At 46.0% G+C, this 19,696-nt stretch carries 16 protein-coding genes; 6 read left to right on the top strand and 10 right to left on the bottom strand.

Going from position 1 to position 19,696, the window contains the following annotated elements; translation table 11 throughout:
* Window positions 1–424 precede the first annotated feature (424 nt).
* Window positions 425–652, bottom strand: coding sequence for a hypothetical protein (locus Y696_RS08130; protein WP_099772484.1), 228 nt, complete (start codon window positions 650–652; stop codon window positions 425–427).
* A 106-nt stretch (window positions 653–758) separates the two neighbouring features.
* On the opposite strand from Y696_RS08130, the gene Y696_RS08125 reads away from it, so the two are divergent.
* The 5 genes from Y696_RS08125 to Y696_RS08105 all read left to right on the top strand — a co-directional run bounded on the left by Y696_RS08125 (window position 759) and on the right by Y696_RS08105 (window position 6,477).
* Window positions 759–1,448, top strand: coding sequence for a response regulator transcription factor (locus tag Y696_RS08125; protein ID WP_121510218.1), 690 nt, complete (start codon window positions 759–761; stop codon window positions 1,446–1,448).
* A complete protein-coding gene (locus Y696_RS08120) occupies window positions 1,449–2,705 on the top strand; it encodes a sensor histidine kinase KdpD (protein WP_121510217.1) in 1,257 nt (418 codons plus the stop codon).
* A gap of 93 nt (window positions 2,706–2,798) precedes the next feature.
* Window positions 2,799–3,524: an ABC transporter ATP-binding protein gene (locus Y696_RS08115; protein ID WP_121510216.1), complete on the top strand. Its 726-nt coding sequence runs from the start codon at window positions 2,799–2,801 to the stop codon at window positions 3,522–3,524.
* Complete coding sequence (locus Y696_RS08110; protein ID WP_121510215.1) at window positions 3,521–6,025, top strand: FtsX-like permease family protein; 2,505 nt, start codon at window positions 3,521–3,523, stop codon at window positions 6,023–6,025. The genes Y696_RS08115 and Y696_RS08110 overlap by 4 nt, the downstream gene beginning before the upstream one ends.
* Window positions 6,026–6,123: 98 nt before the next feature.
* The gene (locus Y696_RS08105; RefSeq protein ID WP_121510214.1) at window positions 6,124–6,477 is read left to right on the top strand and encodes a VOC family protein; all 354 of its coding nucleotides are present in this window, start codon (window positions 6,124–6,126) and stop codon (window positions 6,475–6,477) included.
* Window positions 6,478–6,561: 84 nt separating this feature from the next.
* Here the strand turns inward: Y696_RS08105 and Y696_RS08100 are convergent, their stop codons facing one another.
* The 8 genes from Y696_RS08100 to Y696_RS08065 form a co-directional block, all read right to left on the bottom strand.
* Entirely contained in the window at window positions 6,562–8,670 is a 2,109-nt protein-coding gene (locus tag Y696_RS08100) for an InlB B-repeat-containing protein (protein ID WP_183084200.1), read from the bottom strand.
* Between the two features lie 778 nt (window positions 8,671–9,448).
* Window positions 9,449–9,655 carry an ATP-binding cassette domain-containing protein gene (locus Y696_RS08095; protein WP_121510212.1) on the bottom strand — a complete coding sequence of 69 codons (207 nt, stop codon included), beginning with the start codon at window positions 9,653–9,655 and terminating at the stop codon, window positions 9,449–9,451.
* A gap of 87 nt (window positions 9,656–9,742) precedes the next feature.
* A complete protein-coding gene (locus Y696_RS08090; protein ID WP_147431778.1) occupies window positions 9,743–10,006 on the bottom strand; it encodes a hypothetical protein in 264 nt (87 codons plus the stop codon).
* Window positions 10,007–10,192: 186 nt separating this feature from the next.
* Window positions 10,193–10,336, bottom strand: a complete 144-nt coding sequence (locus tag Y696_RS14050; protein ID WP_183084199.1) for a BMP family ABC transporter substrate-binding protein — start codon at window positions 10,334–10,336, stop codon at window positions 10,193–10,195.
* A 163-nt stretch (window positions 10,337–10,499) separates the two neighbouring features.
* A complete protein-coding gene (locus Y696_RS14045) occupies window positions 10,500–10,670 on the bottom strand; it encodes a hypothetical protein (RefSeq protein ID WP_183084198.1) in 171 nt (56 codons plus the stop codon).
* A 215-nt stretch (window positions 10,671–10,885) separates the two neighbouring features.
* Entirely contained in the window at window positions 10,886–12,847 is a 1,962-nt protein-coding gene (locus tag Y696_RS08075; protein WP_121510208.1) for an alkaline phosphatase family protein, read from the bottom strand.
* Between the two features lie 398 nt (window positions 12,848–13,245).
* Window positions 13,246–14,469, bottom strand: a complete 1,224-nt coding sequence (locus Y696_RS08070) for a YibE/F family protein (RefSeq protein ID WP_259459895.1) — start codon at window positions 14,467–14,469, stop codon at window positions 13,246–13,248.
* 64 nt (window positions 14,470–14,533) lie between these two features.
* Window positions 14,534–15,937 (bottom strand): alkaline phosphatase, encoded by a 1,404-nt coding sequence (locus Y696_RS08065; protein ID WP_099772476.1) that lies wholly within the window; start codon window positions 15,935–15,937, stop codon window positions 14,534–14,536.
* A 593-nt stretch (window positions 15,938–16,530) separates the two neighbouring features.
* Between Y696_RS08065 and Y696_RS08060 the strand changes: the two genes are divergently transcribed.
* The gene (locus Y696_RS08060) at window positions 16,531–18,612 is read left to right on the top strand and encodes an SIR2 family protein (protein ID WP_121510206.1); all 2,082 of its coding nucleotides are present in this window, start codon (window positions 16,531–16,533) and stop codon (window positions 18,610–18,612) included.
* Between the two features lie 235 nt (window positions 18,613–18,847).
* Here the strand turns inward: Y696_RS08060 and Y696_RS08055 are convergent, their stop codons facing one another.
* The gene (locus Y696_RS08055) at window positions 18,848–19,030 is read right to left on the bottom strand and encodes a hypothetical protein (protein WP_099772474.1); all 183 of its coding nucleotides are present in this window, start codon (window positions 19,028–19,030) and stop codon (window positions 18,848–18,850) included.
* Window positions 19,031–19,696 lie beyond the last annotated feature (666 nt).

The raw sequence follows: 19,696 nt of genomic DNA, 5'->3' as shown, positions 1-19,696 counted from the left end.
GAACGAACAACCTGGACGCGCAGCGTCGGAACGAAGAACCAGTCTTTCCGAAGGACGGGTTCATGGTTTGGGACAAAGGACCAAGGACGTTTTTTCACAGCGCTCAGCAACTTCTTACTCTTAAGCGTACAGCGTTCTTAGGATAGAGATGCGGAAACAAGTTCAGCATGACGCCGAGTACGGGGTTTCGATTACAGGGTCGGGGTCTCGTTAACAGAAACGACAATCAATCCACGGGCTCACTGCAACTAAAAAGATTATCCGGCAACGCATTCAAGAAGACCCTCATAATGTCATCCCGAACTTGTTTCGGGATCTGGGTCTTAACCGCTCGGCGGGGACGATGGACCGTTGACGGACAACGTTGTCTTCGTAGCGTTCAGCGGGTTCTCCCCTTTTAAGCGTAAATCAGATCTTTAGGCGTTCAGCGGTTCTTCTCCCGTGAGGTGGCACTGGCGAAGGCGAAGCCTTCACTTGCGGCGATGATTCTCGCCTTTTGGCCGGCCAGCGCAGCAGACTGGCTCCCTTTTCCCTCCTGCGAAGCAGCCTCACTTCCCCGGATGATCCTCCGGGCATCACTTCCGCCGGGATCTTTCGGCGCATCACTTCCGGGGATGCTCTTCCCAGCATCACTTCTCAATGGAGTCGGCATTGCGTCCGCCGATATTTCTCGGCGCTTTTCTATACATTTACATTCCATATATAATAGAAACGCCGGATCTACAAGGACCGGTCATGGCCATTCGGAGGTGATGCGATTGCTCAGGATTCTGCTAGTTGAAGACGACGAAAACCTTGCGAACGGCATAAGCTATGCGCTCACGCAGGAGGGGTGGGCAACGACCTTAGCCGGGAGTGTGTCGTATGCTCTCGAAATGCTAGAGAGCGGAGACTTTGATCTGGCGCTCCTAGATGTAATGCTCCCCGACGGAAACGGATTTGAACTCTGCAAGAAGATACGCGAAAGATCAGAGATGCCAATAATCTTCCTTACTGCAAGGGACGAGGAAGTGAATATCGTAATGGGTCTCGAGAGCGGGGCGGACGATTACGTAACGAAACCATTCAGACTAAGGGAGCTCATATCGCGAATCAAAGCCAATGCACGGAGAATCCAGAAGCGTTCCGTTGAGGAAGGCAATTCGCTCAAGTCAGGCCCCGTAGAACTGGACACCTCTAAGCTGAGGGCTTACAGATCCGGGAAAGAGATAATACTCACTCCAACGGAGTTCAAAATACTCAGAACTCTTATGGAGAACGAAGGTATTGTCCTCGGAAGGGATCGGCTCCTTCAGAAGGTATGGGATGTAGACGGTGAATTTATTGATGACAACACCCTCTCTGTTCATATCCGAAAGCTCAGAGAGAAGGTGGAGGAAGATCCCTCAAAGCCGAAGCTTATTGAAACGTTGAGAGGCCTGGGTTACAGGTGGAATGGGGAGAAATAGATGTTAAGATTCCTCTTCAGAGAAAAAGCCAATAGACTGGCCTCAGTTGCCGGCATTGTGATCTCTCTCGCGGTCGTCATTATCGCCGTGCTGCTCATATGGTCTGCATTGCAGGAACAGAGAAGTCGTCAGTATGAAAGGGAGATCTCGTTAATTGGAAGGCTGGTTTCGCTGGGTGGTCTTTCGGATGAGACCCTTCAGAGGCTGCTTTCTGAGAGTTGGCAGGAAGACTTCGAAGCTGCGCTGAACCTTCTCAAGCCCTATGGATACACAGAAGCGCCTCCCGAAAGCTATGGATCTACTTACAAGAATTTCCGCTCCAGGATAGTTACGATAATTTCGCTCTCTTCTATAACTCTTGTTCTTCTCTGGGTTTCACTCCTTTCCCTCATAGCGAAAAAACAGTCCGACTTTCTGAAAGAAACATCGCTGAGATTGGACGCCCTGATGAGCGGGAGATACGATGGTAAATCGATTTTCGACGGCGAGGGGGACACGGCCATCCTCTCGGCACAATTGAATGCTCTCAGCAGAAGACTGGAAAAGACCATGGAAAGCGTTGATTCCGAGCGCGACAGGATGAGGGCCTTCATCTCTTTCATCTCGCATGAACTAAAGACGCCCCTTGCCTCCCTAAAAACGATGAATGAACTAATGATAGACGGAAAAAATATGGAAAGAGAACAGATTGAAGAGTTTCTGAGTAGAAGCGGCGAAGATATCGAGAGAATGGAATGGCTCATCGGCGACATTCTCAACATAGCAAGGATAGAATCGGGCGCTATCAGATTTAAATTCAGAAAGGCAGATCTCGCAGAACTGGCGAGAGATGTAATGAGAAGCTACATCGAGATAGCTCGCGGAAAGAAGGTCGAGATTTGGCTTAATACCGAATCGTCGGCTATGGTCTTCTGTGATGAGAAGTGGATTTCGCAGGCTATTGGCAATCTCCTCAAGAACGCCATCGATTACTCCTCTGAAGGCGGCTCGGTAGCTGTGTCAATTTCAAGGAGCGAGACCTACGCCTATATAAGCGTCTCGGACGAAGGCCCCGGGGTCTCGCAAGAAGATTCATCGAAGATCTTTCAGAGTTTCTACCGGGGCAGTTCTGCCGGTAGATCGAAAAAGGGTTCAGGGCTCGGGCTATCGCTGGCTAAAGCGATTATTGAGAGACACCAGGGCGACATAAAGCTGACGTCATCTACAGAAAGAGGGTCGACTTTCACAATAGAGCTCCCCGTAAGACGGGAAGAATGAGGGCTTAACCTTGCGATTTCTTAAGCTTATCCTTCATCTACGAATAAGAAAGACTCCTTATACTCTGAAAAGAAAACAATAAGGAGGCGGATTATGGAAGTACTCAAAACTACTGGACTGAGAAAAGTATATGGATCTGGCGCGAACGCAGTCACTGCGCTCAAAGGGGCGGAGCTTTCCGTCGAGGAGGGCGAGTTCATCGCGATAGTCGGGCCTAGTGGCTCGGGAAAGAGTACGCTCCTTCATCTGCTTGCGGGGCTTGATCGGCCTACCGCGGGAAGCGTCCACATAGACGGCAAGAATCTCTACGGCATGACGGATACCCAGCTTTCGATCTTCAGAAGAAGAAGAATCGGGTTTGTCTTTCAGTTTTTCAACCTGATTCCCGTCCTGACTGCCAGGGAAAACATTGAACTCCCGCTGATCTTGGATGAAAGAAAAATAGATGAGCCCTATCTGAACGAACTCATAAGGCTTATGAAACTGGAAGACAGAATCGATCACCTCCCGTCTGCCCTTTCAGGCGGCCAGCAACAGAGGGTGGCCATAGCCAGGGCTCTCATAACGAAACCCGCTATCGCCTTTGCCGACGAACCGACAGGAAATCTCGACAGCAAGACGAGCCAGGAAGTCATGGACCTGCTTAAAATAAGCGCGAGGAAATTCCACCAGACTCTCGTAATAGTGACTCATGAAGAGGGTATTGCAGAAAGAGCCGACAGAATAATCACTCTGGAGGACGGCGAGATCGTTTCGGACTACTCGAATGCAGACGTGGGCAACGTCTTTTCTTCGGCCTTGGGAGGTCAGAAGGTATGAAGCGTTATACAGAACTAAGCAGAAAGTACCTTTCGAGACGACTTAGGAGAACGTTGTACACACTCCTGGGAGTGGCCCTCGCCGTAGCCTTCATAACCGCAATCATGATCACTTTCGAAAGCATCGAAGCTTCGCAGCTTCAGAGCATGGAGAACTCTGTGGGGAGATACCATGGCAAAGTAGTAGAGACAAGTGAATCCGAGCTCATGGACTTGAAGATACATGTTTTGATTGAAAAGCTGGGTATTCAGAAAATAGCCGGAACAATTGAATTTCCCGAAGAAAGGGCTTCTCTGTTTGTTGAAGAGGCAAATGAGTTGACGCTCAACCTGAGAGGAAAGAGCATAGAAGAAGGCCGTTTACCGGAAAAACCTGGAGAGATAGCGTTAGACTCATTTTCGGCGCAGCTTCTGGGAATCACTCCGGAAACCGGCCAAATGGTCTCACTTGATATTGGAGGCAAGAAACGTACCTATGAAATAGTAGGGATAGTATCAAAGGCTATACAGGAGAGTGCGATGTCAAAGGCCTTTGTGGAAATTTCACCTGAGGAGTTTTCAGAGATTTCTGAAGAGTCGAGAGTGGTGAAGAACGCCTACTTCACCGTTGATGCGCCAAACAACGGAATAAGAGCTGCAGCGCTTAAGGTTGCCTCGGATCTCGAAATAAGAGATAAGACAACTTACAACGGTTCGTTGATCTACTTTCTCGAGAACCTATCTCCCGTAAACTGGCCGGCCGTCGTTCTGGGACTGCTCGTCGCAGTCGCTTCAATGGTCTCTATCTATAACACCGTACAGATTTCCGTTCTCGAGAGAATACGTGAATTCGGGCTTCTCAGGGCGGCCGGTGCCACTCCCGCACAGATAAGGAAGGTCGTCTTCCGAGAATCGATCCTCGTAAGTCTTGTTGGTATTCCCTTAGGACTGGCGACAGGCGTTTTGCTCTCCTTCGCCATAGCGCTCTATGCGGGATCTCAGCTTACGGGGCTAGGCGGCTTCGCAACCATGATTTCACCCCTATCACTCTTACTTGGAGCCATTCTCGGATTCCTGTCGGTAGTCGTATCTTCTCTTATTCCCGCACTAAGGGCGGGGAAAGTCTCACCCGTAGAGGCGATGAGACAGTACGGTGTCGAACCCTCTGACTTCGAAGTCAGAGGGATCGTTAAAGGACAAAGTTCGTTTGGAGAGAAGATCCCGTTGAAACTTGCGAAAAGAAACATGAGGAGAAATCTTCGCACGACGATTATTTCTGTCATTTCAATGACGATGGCGGCAACTCTTTTCATAGCCTTCTCGTACTTTGCCGCAAACTTCGATACTGAGAGAATTGCGCGGGGCGTTGTGAAGTCGGATTTCTCAATAAGAGTGGCAAGCATGTACGATGACGGACCCGATGAGGAAACGATCGAAGAGATACTCTCATTTGAAGATGTACAGACAGTAGCGGCTGCGAAGTTCATTACGGGAAGACTGCTCACCGAATGGGAAGACCGCGACCTTGATAACAAGTCATTCGCAACCTTCTCCACCCCTGAGGCTGGAATGCGCGCGACAATAGTTGATAATAGCGGAATGTTCATGGCTCTCCTCGCTTACAACGATCTCGGTATCGAGCTGATGAAGACGAAAGTCATTTCGGGATCGATAGATTTGACGAGAGCAACTTCCGAACCGGTAATCATTATCGACATAGAAAACAGCAACAAGCACGGAATCGAGGCAGGAGACAGAGTTTTGCTCAAGACGTACTATCTGAACGAGTCTATGGTACAAGTTCCCGTCGCCTCGGAGTTCGTCGTTGCCGCTGTGGTGCAGGAGCTGCCATCAGTCGTCGGCTACACGGTCGAGGGCGGAATGCTTGTTGCGGCATGCAGCGAGAAGATAATTGAGGTTTTCAGGCCTGAGAGCGACGATGTTCATCTCACCATGATGGACTACATGGACCACTACTCGTATGTAGATATATACCTTCGAAGGGGAAGCGACGCTGAAGCTCTCGAATCAACAATCGAAGAGATCGCTGACAGATACAGGAACTCTACCTTCATCTCATACAGTGAATACAAGAAAGAGGCTGAAGACGCGATCAGCACACTTTCAACCCTAGTGTACGGGCTTATTGCAATAGTTGGCTTCATAGGCATCTGCGGTATAACAAACACCATGAACACTACTATCATCCTGCGTCGCAGAGAGTTTGGAATACTCAGAGCGGTGGGCATGACCGGAAAACAACTCAAGGCCATGCTTACTTACGAAGGCCTGATCTTCGGATTCATAAGTGCCATATCGTCTGTCGTTCTAGGCCCGATTCTCTCTTACACGGTCTATTCGCTCTTGAGATCCGAGATGAGTCATCTCAACTGGTCGATACCATGGATCGGAATTGTTCTAGCGGTTGCCGGCGCGATAGGGGCAGGAATACTGACCACGCTCGCTTCGTCGAGAAAGGTGACGTCTCTAAGCATAACCGAATCGATCAGAACTATAGAGTGATGTAGAAATGAGTCTTTCAGTTTGACTAAAGTCGGACTTTGATAGGTTTTATCGCCGGCCTTATTCTTCTTAAAACAAATTAATGTTGGGAGGCCTAAATGGAAATTCAAGTTGCTACTATATCTGTTAGCTCTCTTGAGATAGCAAAAGTCTTCTACGAAGAGATCCTCGGGTTCGAACCGGATATTTTTTACGAACAGACCAACTGGCAGTCATATAAACTCGATGGAACGGCAGGTTTTGGGATAATCGAAACTCCGGGATTGAAAAGAAACAGGAATTCAGACATCTTGAACTTCCGAATAACCGGTGTCGAGGAACTGTGGAATAGAATCAAAGACTCTGTTGAGATTGATACTCCTCTCGAAACGACTCCCTATGGAATCCTTAAATTCGTCATCAGAGATCCGGACGGTTTTAGAATCGGTTTTGTTGAAAAGATAGAAGCCTGAGGATTTGCACCTCAGGCTTTTTCTTAAGTGCACTCAAATTAAGTAAACTAAAAAGCTATGTCTCGAAAAGAAAGCTTCAATCTCTTAAGGCTTGTGGAAAGACGCAAAAAGAGCCAAATCAAACTGCAAATTGCTTAGAGTCAAAGTCTGAGAATCACTGAAAGGGGTCCCACATGGATCATAGTACCAGCCACTAAACTCATATCCAGAATTTGGAACGGCGCTAATAATGGTGCTCGACCCCTTTGGAAATTCGCCTCCACCGCTGACTTGACCACCCTCCGGTGGTTCAGCTCTCAAGTCCACAGTTACTGTATCGGGTACATCCAGGTCAAACTTCGCCGTAAAAGTGAAACTGTTTTCCGTGCTTGTTACGGGAAGCGTATGGGTATCCAGGAAGCTGGCGGTGTCAAGGGTGAAGCTTGGCGATCCGCTCATGTTCTCTTCACCGTAGTACCAGCCATCAAAGGTGTAGGACTCATTCGGTGAGGCCATGAATAAAACGCTCTCCCCGTATTTGGCAGTTCCTCCGCCGCTCACCGTTCCGCCTTCAGGGGGGTCTGCAACTGCGTTGAACTGATACTCTATCGGCGGGAACCAGGCTTCTATTGGAAGAGTATCGGTCACACCTTGTGTCGGCAGCCATTCGGAAGTGTTAAATGTATATGGAAGATCCTCACTCAACATTTCCCCGTCGGTGTACCAGCCTCCGAAATCGTAGTAATCAATCGGTGTAGCTCCAAGCGTGACATCTTCGCCATATGAGTATTTGCCGGCCCCGCTCACCTCTCCCTTGCCAGTCGGCGAAGCATCGATCGTAACGAACAGCCATCCTTCTGGTGGAGGCTGAGTTTGGAACTTCGCCGTAAAAGTGAAAATGTTTTCTGTGCTTGTTACGGGAAGCGTATGGGTATCCAGGAAGCTGGCGGTGTCAAGGGTGAAGCTTGGCGACCCGCTCATATTCTCTTCACCGTAGTACCAGCCATCAAAGGTGTAGGACTCATTCGGTGAGGCCATGAATAAAACGCTCTCCCCGTATTTGGCAGTTCCTCCGCCGCTCACCGTTCCGCCTTCAGGGGGATCTGCAACTGCATTGAAACTGTATATTATATCTACAAACGCGCCCACTAAGGGGAGCGCGGTGTATGTAACGCCCTCAGTGTAGTAGTCATTTGCCGGGAAAGTGTAAGTTGCGCCCTGGCTTAGCTCTTCCCCACCGACATACCACCCATCGAAATTGAAATGCTCTGAAGGCGTAGCCCCGACAGTCACATAACTACCGTATGGATAAACTCCCTCGCCCCAGGTCTCACCACCATCAACCGGAGTAGCTTCAATAGTAATGTCTAATTGCCACTGGGGGGCCGAAGGATCAAATCTCCCCTCGATGGTGTATTCCGTACAGGTAATGCATGCCGTATGACTGAGAATTTCCACTGTACTAACCAGATCAGCGGCCTGATCACTGAACATATAGCCGTCTATCCACCATCCCGCAAAGCCATAGCCTTCATTAGACAGCGCGCTCAAACCTACAGAGTCACCATAATTCACAGCGCCTCCGCCGGCCACTTCCCCACCTTCAGGAGGAACAGGCACAAGATTGAAGGTGTATTCCATTGGATTGAATCCTGCCAAAAGACTTACATCCTTTAAAGCCGGGAAAGTGGCGACCGGATCGGTGTATATTGGGTCGTCACCGCTCTCCTCAAAACTCTCTTCTTCAGGCTCAAGATACCATCCACTGAAAGTGTGATGAATGGATGGTGTGGCCACTATAGTTACGAGATCCCCGTAGATGTATTCTCCGTCTCCGCTGAATTCTCCTCCATCAGGAGGATCGGCCACAATCGAAATCGCTACCTTCATTGTAAAGAAGATACTGTAAGTTAGACTTGCCTTTCCATTAAGAGAAGTGACAAGAACCGTTGCAGTGCCGGGAAGCGTCTCGGCGTCGGTTATAACTATGTTTACCCCCTCAACTGCAGGAATGGCCGTAACAGTGGGCGGTTCCGTAGTGCCCGCCGGAAGTACAACCGAATACGAGGTCTTCTTCGCACTGAATTCGGGAACTTCAACTTCGTTGTACATAAGCTTCTTCAAAGTGGCATCGGCTGCCTTCCAAAATGCCGGACAACCGGTAATCATTATAAGAAGCAGCAACACCACAGCATACACGCAAGTTTTCTTCATTCTCATGCCTCCTCCATGAACGACAATCGGTAATCTTACACAAACCCAATATGTGATTTCCAATAACCTTTCAAATAACTGCAAGGAGCCACAACATGAAATGAAGCGCTGAGTGAGTGAAGGAGAGTGGCGTATTTAATTTCTTGACTTCAGTGTAGCATTAGAGAGAGAAAATACATTCAACTTTTGTCTCTTTGAACAACCACATTTTATCGTCATTTTAAATCATTGCGTTTCGATGAATTGTGCTTCTTGTAATACTTATCCTTTGATTAGCATCTGAAAACACCCCAAGCTAAATCACTTGAAAAATAAATTTGTCGACCACTATTTTGAGAAGGCTTCTGATTGGAGAGATAACCTGAAAAGTTACCAGGTAAAACTTGAATTAAGCCAGTTAGGGAATTTATACATATATTTTCAATTAATACTGCTTAAATATTCTTAATGTAATTAAAATGACGTGCCTTGTTAATTCAATAAGGACAACGGATTTTCCTTCAAGGAGCTTGTAATCTTGGTATGAATAGTCTCTTTAATTATCAATCAAAAGTTTGACTTCATTTGTGAATCTGTATCTGGGGTGGGGCCAGCAAAATATGATCTATTTCGACGATCAACTGTTCTTACTATAAGCCAAGAGCACCTGTCCAGAATTGCCAGCGGATCGAAGCAGCGGCTCTCAGGAAGCTTCAAAGAAAAATGATGTCTTAAAGCGCTACTGCGCAAGGTTCGAGCTCCGCTCTTATTCTGAGGCGCGTCCTTTTCCTTCGTTTTACTACAACTGAAGACCTGTCTTTTCGCCAGACACTGCTGTTTCCAGACCAAACAGTATTTTCATCAGGGTAGTCTTAACTGCGCCATTTTCCTTAACAATAGAGTCTATTTCGCCCCTATTAACGCAGAGGTTAGCTTTATTATTAGAGATAACACCGTTCGGATAGGTTATAATAATTTTCATCATTTCTAGAATCGGCTGACTCACGTTAGCCTCCAAAGAAGTCAGCGCGACCTTTCGCGTTATTACGCTCCTAAAAGACATTTGTACTTGTAGCACAAATTTGTTAAGGTCTCACACAGAATCTCTTAGCTCCTGGAATTCATTGCTTTCCACCATTAGACCACTTTTCACAACAATCTCTCCATTAATTGTCTTGTCTTTGATAACCTTAAATTTCTCGATGAATTCCTCTGGAACATTCTCAAGGAAGAATTCGTTTTCTGCAAGTCCCACTGCGCCTTTTTTAAGACCCAGATGTTCGGTTTCGCCATATTCATGTTTGCCTTCAAGATAAAGAGACAAGTCTCTAAAAAGTGAGTTATCAACCCTCTTCATCATGAACGTCAAGGTTTATTCGGATTTTGCAGGATCAGTTTCTGCGAAAAGCGTAGCTTGGTCAAAACCAAATGTGTATTTTTCTGCTTGTTTAGCTGTATTAAGTTGTCCAAGACCTCTTGATTAGCAACATTAAATGCGATATCAACTCCCCTATTGTATGTTGTATTGTGCAAGCGCCATTTCTTAACCTTTTGCAGCATCGAATAGATCCCCTATGTAGGAAATTGCGACTTTTATTTCCGGATCTTCATACAGTGTTCTTTCTATAAAACCTACCAAGAAGTCGTTTATTACTGAACTGCCTATTCCATCTAAGAATCCAATCATCTTTTCTTCGTTAGCATTTAGCATGTCCAAATTTTTGTTAACACAGCAGCAAGAGCCCTGCAAGGAATGACCCTTCATTGTTTTTGTTCGTAAGTAACTGCATATACTTTATCTAGATTTCCAAGAGACTATTTCACCGAACTATCGAAGATGAAAAATCGCTTTAAGGACATTGAGGCGCAATTTCTTCAATATGGGGAGCCATTTGCCAGGCATCAACAATTATTACGCCGTAATCCAGATCAGCAAAATCTTCAAGAACGGGTTTATGAGCACTAACGTCATTACCCATTTTCACTATCCGGGCCGTAATTCCAAGCTCTTCTTGTGCCATTTTTTATACCTGACGCTGCATATCAAAGAATGAGATGTCGCCCAAATTTCCATGCAGCAATAAGGCAATCTTTAGAGGTTCTGTTCCGATCAATAATCCCGAAAAACCTAGCATGACTGTTAGAAACAATACGACACCAAGCTTAATTCTCATAAGATTGATCTTCTTAAAACGATTTTTGGCGCAACATCAGTTCTGATACTCTTACAAGAAAATTAATCAGAGATTCCTACTAATTCTTTCTCATAAAGAATCTCTGTTAATGCTAAGCCATCTGCAGTTGCCGGTTCTCTTATTCCAAGAATAGCAGCCATAGTTGGAGCAATATCTACCAAAGATACAGTATCGGGTAGTCCAACCTGTGGTTTTATTAAGGCTCCACCAACAGCAAACAAAGTCCTTATATTTCCTCTCATTTCAGGAACAGTTCCGAACAAATAGCCGTGCTGGCCAGTGAAGTAAGGTACAGCATCTGTAACTATCTGCCCTGGAGTTGCAGCATCGAACTGATAGGGCGAAGCAGCAAAGGCTAACACATCCCCTGTGCTTTTCTCATTGAATAAGCTGAATGATCTGCCTGCAAGATCAATATCTTTGGTTTCCTCTTTAGTGAAAGCTTTCGCAATTACTTTTGCACCATTCTCATCAATCCACGAATTAAGCGCATCAATGATCTCTTTTTGAACCGCTTCGTAATCATCCGGGCTTACCACTCCTGTAGGTTCTCTACCGATAAGGTTAATATAAATCTGTGTAGCAGCTCCAGCAGAATAGGCTATAGCTTTACTAGAAGATGGGTCTGAAGAGTTGTATAACCCTACTCTGGCGAGTCTTTCGTTGATGTTGGCAATTCTCCAGTAAGAAACAAATCCATGATCACTAACAATGAAAAGATTTGACTCTTCTGGGCCGCCAAAACTGTTCCAAAGAGCTTCCGTAGATTTATCTAACTGTTGATAAACCTTTCTAAACATATTGTATCTACGTTGGTATTCTTCTGCGCTGTAGACTGGAGATTCCTTATCAAGGAATCCGAACATTCGATGAGCAAACTCATCAATTTCCCAGAACCAAGCGAATACAACATCGGGATTCGTTCTTTCAATTACATACTGATAAGCTTTCTCGTACCATTCTATTTCCATTAAGCAAGATTCAAAGAAAGTCTCTTCGTCAACAAAACCCCCAATTATTGCATTTCTATCAGCGTTGATTGGAATTGGTAAGACTTCTGCCATTTCCGTATCTAGCCACTCTGGGAAAATCTGAGTGCTTTGCATTGCAGACACAAACAACCTTAGTTGCTGCGCGTCATCGCTTAAATTTAGAAGTTTCACATATAAGCCTGCTCTCTTTCCTCCAGGAAGTCTTGTTTCTAAAGGCAACCACTCTCCAACACGAATACTTCCTGTTACTTTAGACCATTCAGAATCAACAGAAGCAAGTAAATCATAATTAACTATGGAATCGTCTGTCGTATCCACAATCAGTAAGTTGCTAACAAAATCCTCTCCGTGATAAGTAGGAATCTTCATCGCAAAAGTCAAAGGATGCGAATAGCTATTTAATCTGGTTTGGTGAATCTTCTGCATCTCAGCATCTACTAACTCCACCTTGTAATAGTCCATGAAAAGAAACGGAAAAAGAACAGCTCCTTCGATATCGTAGTTACTGATAACAGTGGTCTTACTATGCCAGTTTCCCCAACCCATATTTGGTCCGGTTAAGCCAGCGTCGTTTGCAGGCCAACTTGCCCAAGGACCTCCCAGAACTGCTGTTCTGTAGCCCTCTAATTCAGCAACAACGGCAAAGCTCTCGGCCTGCAAAGTATGGGGACCGCCATACTGACTAGCAGTAATCGGGGTTCCAGAATAGTGGAAACTATTGTTTGTAATTCCGTGTGTTCCCGGAAATGACCCCGTAATAACAGACGGCCAAGAAGCGTTTGTGTTTGCTACAACAACAGGAAGACCACCTTCATAAGCAAAGTTTCCGTTCTCCATCATCCAAGAAATAGTTGGCATTCTCCCTTCAGCAGCGAATTCTTTTACCATTTCAGGAACAGCTCCGTCCCAACCAACTACCATTACTTTGGAAGGAGCTGAGAACAGAACTGCTGCAAATAGAATAAGAAACCAAGTAGTTACAAATGTCCTCTTTAGATAAATAGCTTTCATATTTACCACCTCCGTAAGTTTTGATTTTTCCTATCTTCCTATTCCAAGGCGACATAACTGACAGGAAAACAGCGTGAAATCCTTTTCATGCTTAACGTTAAAGCACCTCCAACCTAATTCGAAATACAGCTAAAGGCCTCGACACACTCTCAATCTTCACAAACTCAATGACCGTTTCAGGGAAATGATCTCTTGCATTTTGCTTATCTATGTGATGTCGAACTCGGACAACTTCACGCCGTTTTCCCGATATTCATCTTCAGAAGCAATTCAGCTGGCTTGATTCAAGAAGGATACTTAGTCTACCGCATAATATATACCGAAATGTCAAATATCCATGGTAAACAACCAAACACTTTGCCAAAAAGCTCTACCAGAGGGGCCATACCAGTCATTCCTCAATCGACGGAATCGTTAATGGCGGACCCAAGTTCTCGAGCCTTCTTGCCCACACTTTGTCCGGCTTCTTGGTTCGCTGTGATAAGAAGCTCGCTCCCTTTTCTGGTGAATACGAAGGCTCCGATTATGGCTGTGAGAGGCGCGGTAAGAACCAGTCCGAAACTCCCGACTACAGTTATGAGTACTTCTGACGAAAAATAGTTGAGGTTCAGCATCGCTGATGTATTCACGCCCTGAGCCATGAAGGCCATGAGAAGAGTCAGATAGCCACCTGAGTAAGCAAAAAGAAGAGTGGTCGTCATTGTGCCCACCACGGCCCTACCCACACGAAATCCGGAAAACATCAGTTCTCTTGTGGTAATGTCGGGGTTTTTGAATACCACTTCTTGCATAGATGCAGAAAGATCCATACCGATATCCATTACTGCCCCTGAACTCCCGATAAAAATGCTGGCTAGAAAGAGCTGGTTCAGATCAAGGTGTGCAAACCCTGAATAGAGAAGTGTTTCAGCAAACGGCATCACCGAACCGTTTATGTAAAATGGGTCTGAAAAGCTTAAAGAAAGAATCAGGGTTACCAAGACTCCCGATATCGATCCAAGGAAGGCAACAAATCCCTTACGGGTGAATCCTCCAACAAGAAAGATGATTGCCAAAGTGAGTGCTGAAACAATTGCGAAAGCTATCAGTACAGGATTGAAGCCTTGTAAATAGAGCGGAATCATCACTTTCCACAGAACCAGAAGCGTCGTGGTGAACGAGAGTAGTGTTTTGAGTCCGGTGAACCCCGCGAAGAGTATAAGCATTACTCCGAATACCGTGAAAAGAAGCATCTCAGTACCAAGACGGTAGAAATCTACGACCTTAACGTAGATTGATCCGTCACCGATGGTTGAGTATTCGACATAGACGGTATCGCCTTCACTGAGTACTTTATCAAGTTCCATTTTACCTATAAGGTTGTTGTCTGTTTCAAAAACCTGACCTTTCAGTTCGCCGCGTTTGATCTCAACGGTCAAATACTGACTCCCCTGTTTTATCAGTCCATACTGCTTGAGTTCGGTATTGTCTACTTCAACAATCTTTCCAACTGTGTAGCTGTAATTTGAACTCTTATCATACCTGTTTGGCATGATGATGAGCACAATGTTCACAGCCACCAAGATCAATACAAAGAGCAGCTCGTACCGTTTTTTGGATCCACTTATGCTCACTTTTCTCATCTCCAATCAGAACAAGAGACCAGTGCGTTTTTCTGCGCACTGGCCACTACATTTATCGATACTATTAGTCAAGGAGTTTGAAGAGATTCTTGCCGATATCGGTATTGTCGTAGAAACCTGCGAACATTTCTTGGCCAACACCCATGGCGAATGTTGCAACTGGAACACCGGTATGCGAGTAAGATGTCCAACCGAGTCCGGCTTTTTCGTTCAGAATATGAGTGAGTGTTACGCTAACTGGATTGTAACCACCGTAGAGGATGTATGTTCTGCTATCCTTTGGTACGCTACCATTCACGTAGTAACCGAAGGCTTCCCGAAGTCTTTCAATCTCTGTATCGTTTAGAGGGATGCCCTGAGGTTTGCCAGTGGTCACAAGACCAAAGTTGTCCTCAACAAGAACGAGAAGATCTTCGAACGTGTTGAGTTTGCCCAGAGCCTTTTCAGAAGAGAGGAGAGCATCGAAGGCCTCGTAGGACATCTTCTGATTTCCGATTGTTGGAACGTTGGCAACGTACTTTGTTCCAGCAAAACCTAGTGTGAGTCCTCCCGTTTCGTGATCACCGGTAACAACAATAAGGGTGTCTTCCGGATGTTCATTGTAGAACTTTATTGCTTCCGCTATTGCCTTATCGAAAGCTATCGTATCTCCAACTGAGGCTGCTGCGTCGTTTGCGTGGCACGCCCAGTCTATCTTGCCTGACTCGACCATTATGAAGAAGCCATTGTCATTTGAGAGAAGCTGTATTGCTTTTGCAGTAATATCTGCCAGAGAGAATTCGTTCTCTCTATCGATTTCGTAAGCCATCGCTCCGCTGCCAGGAATTACTTCGTTTGTGATAATGACCTTTCCTTCAACTGATTCAAGTGATTCGAACTCTTCCTGAGTTCTTACAACCGTGAATCCATTTTCTACAGCTATCTCAAAGAGATTTCTGTCTTTACCTTTGTTGTCAGGCCTGTTGAAACTTCCGCCACCGAAGAGGTCGTAATTACTTGTTACTGCCTGAAGCCCAATTGAGTAGTAATTGTTTCTTGATTTCTCATGAGCGTAAAAAACTGCCGGCGTGGCATGGTCGATGGAGACGCTTGAAATGATCCCGACTTTCATGCCCCTGCTTTTGGCAAATTCTGCAACCGTTTGGTAGGATTCAGTAAGTGTTGGATCCATGCTAATAACGCCATCATTTGTCTTCCTTCCTGTTGCTATCGCAGTACCGGCCGAGGCTGAGTCGGTTATGAAGGAGTTTGAGGAGTAGGTTGTCGTCATACCCTGGACTGGAAACCTAAGCATGTTTAGCTTAGGAGTTACCGCATCCTCAAATGATGAACTTAGAAACAGTTGTGCTGCGTTGATCTGCGGAAGAGCCATGCCATCGCCAATAAACAGGAAAACATACTTTGGACCCGCAAGAGCCGTTAAAGCAAAGAGAACCACAAGCGAGAAAAGTAGCAGTGCTTTCTTCATAATACTTACCTCCTGAAAGAATTTGACCCTATTACTATCCATAGAGAATTCTAGAGTGCAGTTTTTTCCACAGTAGATTCTGAATATTCGAGATGCCTAATCACTTAATGGAAAGCAAAAGTAAGTCATGTATGCGAAACAAGTGGCTTCTAGAACTACTGCGAGACATTTGAAAAGAGCGTCTTGACAAGGCACCGAAGAAAGGCTTTCAGGTAATCTCCGCTTGAAAGTCTTCTCGACAAATCACTGGGTAAATCAATAACTGATGTTCAGGATGTCACCTGAAGCTTGTTTCACAGTCATCAGGCAAACCAAATCTTGATCCCATTTGTTCGCAAAGGAATTTCCCTACACGAAGGTGGGCAGAGTTACATACGAAGAAAACGGCGTGAGAATTACGCATTTTCCCACCGTTCAAGACAGGCATGAAAGACGCCAGATTCGGTTTTTCTCTCTAGGTAAAGCCTCTTCGATTAAGCATCTTCCCCGACACAGGGTGCGGCAATGGAGTATCATTGCATCAAGGACGCTCTCTATACAGGTGTCCCAATTTGTGAATGAAGATTTTAGAAAGATAAACGGTGGGAGGAATAATGCTCTTAACAGACCATGTAGATATTCCGACAGAACTAATAAGGGCGCAAGAGGAAGAAAGGCTGGTAGTCTTCGCGGGTGCCGGCGTTTCAATGGCCTCTCCGTCAAACATACCCGGTTTTGTCGACCTCGCAAAAGCCGTCGCGAAAAGCTACGGCCAAAAATACTACGTCAAACAGCAGCGAGTCCAACCTCCGGACGTCTTTCTCGGCAGTCTAAACTCCAAGAATGGCGGACAGGGCGTCCACGAAATTGTAAAACAGATTATGAGTAGAGAAACCTCTAGACCGTCGCAGCTTCACAACCTTATTCCTCTTCTATTCAAGAGCGCCCGGGACCTCAAAATCGTAACGACAAATTACGACGCTCACTTTCTAACCGTCTTGAAGAATTATGGAGGGAGATACGATGGCTTCGATATCTTCAGAGCGCCCGCTCTACCGAGGGGCGATGACTTCAGGGGAATAGTATATCTTCACGGAAACGTGGAACAGGATTCTAGATGGCTTGTCGTTACGAACAGGGACTTCGGAAGAGCTTACCTAACCGAAGGTTGGGCGAGGGACTTTCTTAGGGATCTGTACCTATCGGATTACACTATTCTCTTCATAGGGTACAGTCACAGAGATACCATAGTCGATTACCTGGCAAGAGGACTGGACATAAGGCAATCGAATAGATACGCACTTGTCAGCGCGAGCGATGCCGAGAGGTGGAAAGAGATCAATGTGATTCCCGTCTCCTATCCCCTAACACCCGAAAAGAAGAAAGTTCATTACGAACTTCAGAAGGCTCTTGAAAACTGGACTTCCCTGGCCAGTTCAGATCTTGAAACCCATACCGACAGAATTAAAAGCATTGCCGGCAAGAAACCCGGAATAGATCAGAAGGTCGACAGTTACCTAACATACTGTCTCAACCGTGAAGACCTCACAGAGGTCTTTTGTCGTTTCGCTGAGGGCTTCGCATGGGTGGAATGGCTCGATTCGAAAGCGATGCTGGATAATCTCTTCCGCGAGGAAGAGCCGCTCACAGAGATCGAAAAGTCTCTAACCCGCTGGTTCGTAAAAACTGCTTTCGTAAGCAGCAGCCAGGAACACCTGACTTTCTTGGCCTCTAGAAGATCATCCTTGAACCCATATCTGGTCTCTTCGATCGTGGAACAAATGGCAGACAGTGATCTGGAGATTCCAGATACCTGTCAGGCAGAATGGTTGAATCTGATCCTCAACAACTGGCACAAAGGAGAAACTCCATGTCTCGCAATGCTGAAAGCCCTGAAGAAGGTCGATGTCACCACAAACCCATGGATAATCACGAAGGCCATACAGAGCTTCTTCTCTCTTTCTCAGACTGGAAAACCGGCGAAGCTTTCCCTCTTTCACAGGCAATACGATCTTGAGCCTCTCGTCAAAACCGATTGCTTGAAGAAATTTTGGTCCGAGATCATTGAACCAAACCTTGATATACTACATGAAGACATCCTTTCGATTCTTACCTCGCAGCTAATGAAGGCCGTCACAGACATGTCGGTAATCAACGGCTCGGTAAGAGAGTACGACAGCATTTGCAGCGCGAGAAAGACCATCGAAGAGAGCGAGCCGGAATCGAACCCGCAATGGCTTCATATCTATATAGATCTCGTACGTGATACGATCCTTCACTTGATAAAAACCGACAACAAAGACAGGAACTTCTATTACGAATGGTGGAGACGATCCAGGGCCCCTATCCTGTGGCGTATACTGCTTTATGCTGTATCCGAAGACCCTTCGTGCTCTGACGATGACCGCGTAAGGATCGTCCTGGATAATGGGTGGCTGATAAATCCCGTTCTGAAAGCAGAAACTGCGAAGATCATCTCTAACTCTCTTCGAACAACCTCCACATCTGTTCTTATGAAAGTCGTTGAAACAATCGAAAGAGAACTAGACAGACTGAGCAGAGTACCTGATCTTGGTGACGGTCAGAGATCTAATCCCGCTACTGGAGAAATCCTCTCGGCAATCGAAAAGTCAGGAGTCGACTCCCCCGAAATCAAAAAACTAGTCAAACCGCTTAAAGAAAAAGAACGGTCATAGCGCCTCAAAGTTGAGTCAGAATAGAATTTGATTCGCAGGCACAATGTAATGCCGGAGTTCTTCGTTGAAGAGAAAGACAGCCGTGGCGACCATTATGATGTGCCAAATTCAGAGCTTCATGAAGCGCCAAAGATACTGAAAGATCTTGAAATAAGAAAGTGAAACTTCAAACGAAAGGATTCATAACGAGATATCACAAATAAACGGCCCGGAGGATTCTCCGGGCCTTGTAATACTAAGAGTCCGACTTAGCCTTCTTGCCCTTGTCCATATAAGCAACAAGGACCATAATGGCACCGCCTATCCATTTTAATACAACGTGCCAGGCGGGTTCTACAACGGTTCCGATGTTGAATGAAGCTAGAAGAGCCATAACCAGGACTACCACACCGGCGATCATCAATACAGTTCTTGACATAACAATCACCCCTCCTGTTCACAGGTATCTGGTACAATCTTGACTCCGTCTGCTATCGTGATTTTATCACAACTTCACGCAGGAAAGACCATTTTTGTAGAAAAAAACTCGCCTTGGTTTCAATCTACACATAATAGGTCGGTTATTCAGTTGCATTGATAGATTCGTCGATGATATCTTGACAGGCAACTTCGACCGAGCGCTGAAGGCAGAAAACACTGTAGTTCGCTTCCTCTCTTTGAGATGAAGAATCTAAGGTCTTTTGAGAAACCGTGGTTGGAGGTTCGAAAGAACAAGAGAAAGTGGTTGACCGTTGAATCGTTCTCCGTTCACCGAGGAGAACCCGTTGCTCGTTCAAGAGCGAGGATCTGTTCTTCGTTCTTGGTTGAAATCGTAAGCAGTAGCATCAAGATTCCGACCAGGAGCTTTGTCGGAATGACGGAATCTAGCCTTTTCGCAATAACCGTCAGTTGTCATCCCACTGAGCCTGTCCTGAAACCCTGCGCCAAAATGCTCCTGTTTGGGGTCTCCTGTTCAGGGTCATCCCGAACTTGTTTCGGGATCTTGGTTTTGGAGAAACCGTGGTTGGGGGTCGGAGGTCGGAGGTTGGAAAGAGCAAAGGATCAGTTGCAAGATGCAAGTTCCAAGTTGTAGTGTGCCAAGAAG

It is taken from the genome of Mesotoga sp. H07pep.5.4 (genome assembly GCF_003664935.1).
GTDB classification, from domain to species: Bacteria; Thermotogota; Thermotogae; order Petrotogales; family Kosmotogaceae; genus Mesotoga; species Mesotoga prima.
This window is presented reverse-complemented; position numbering and strand designations above follow the sequence as displayed.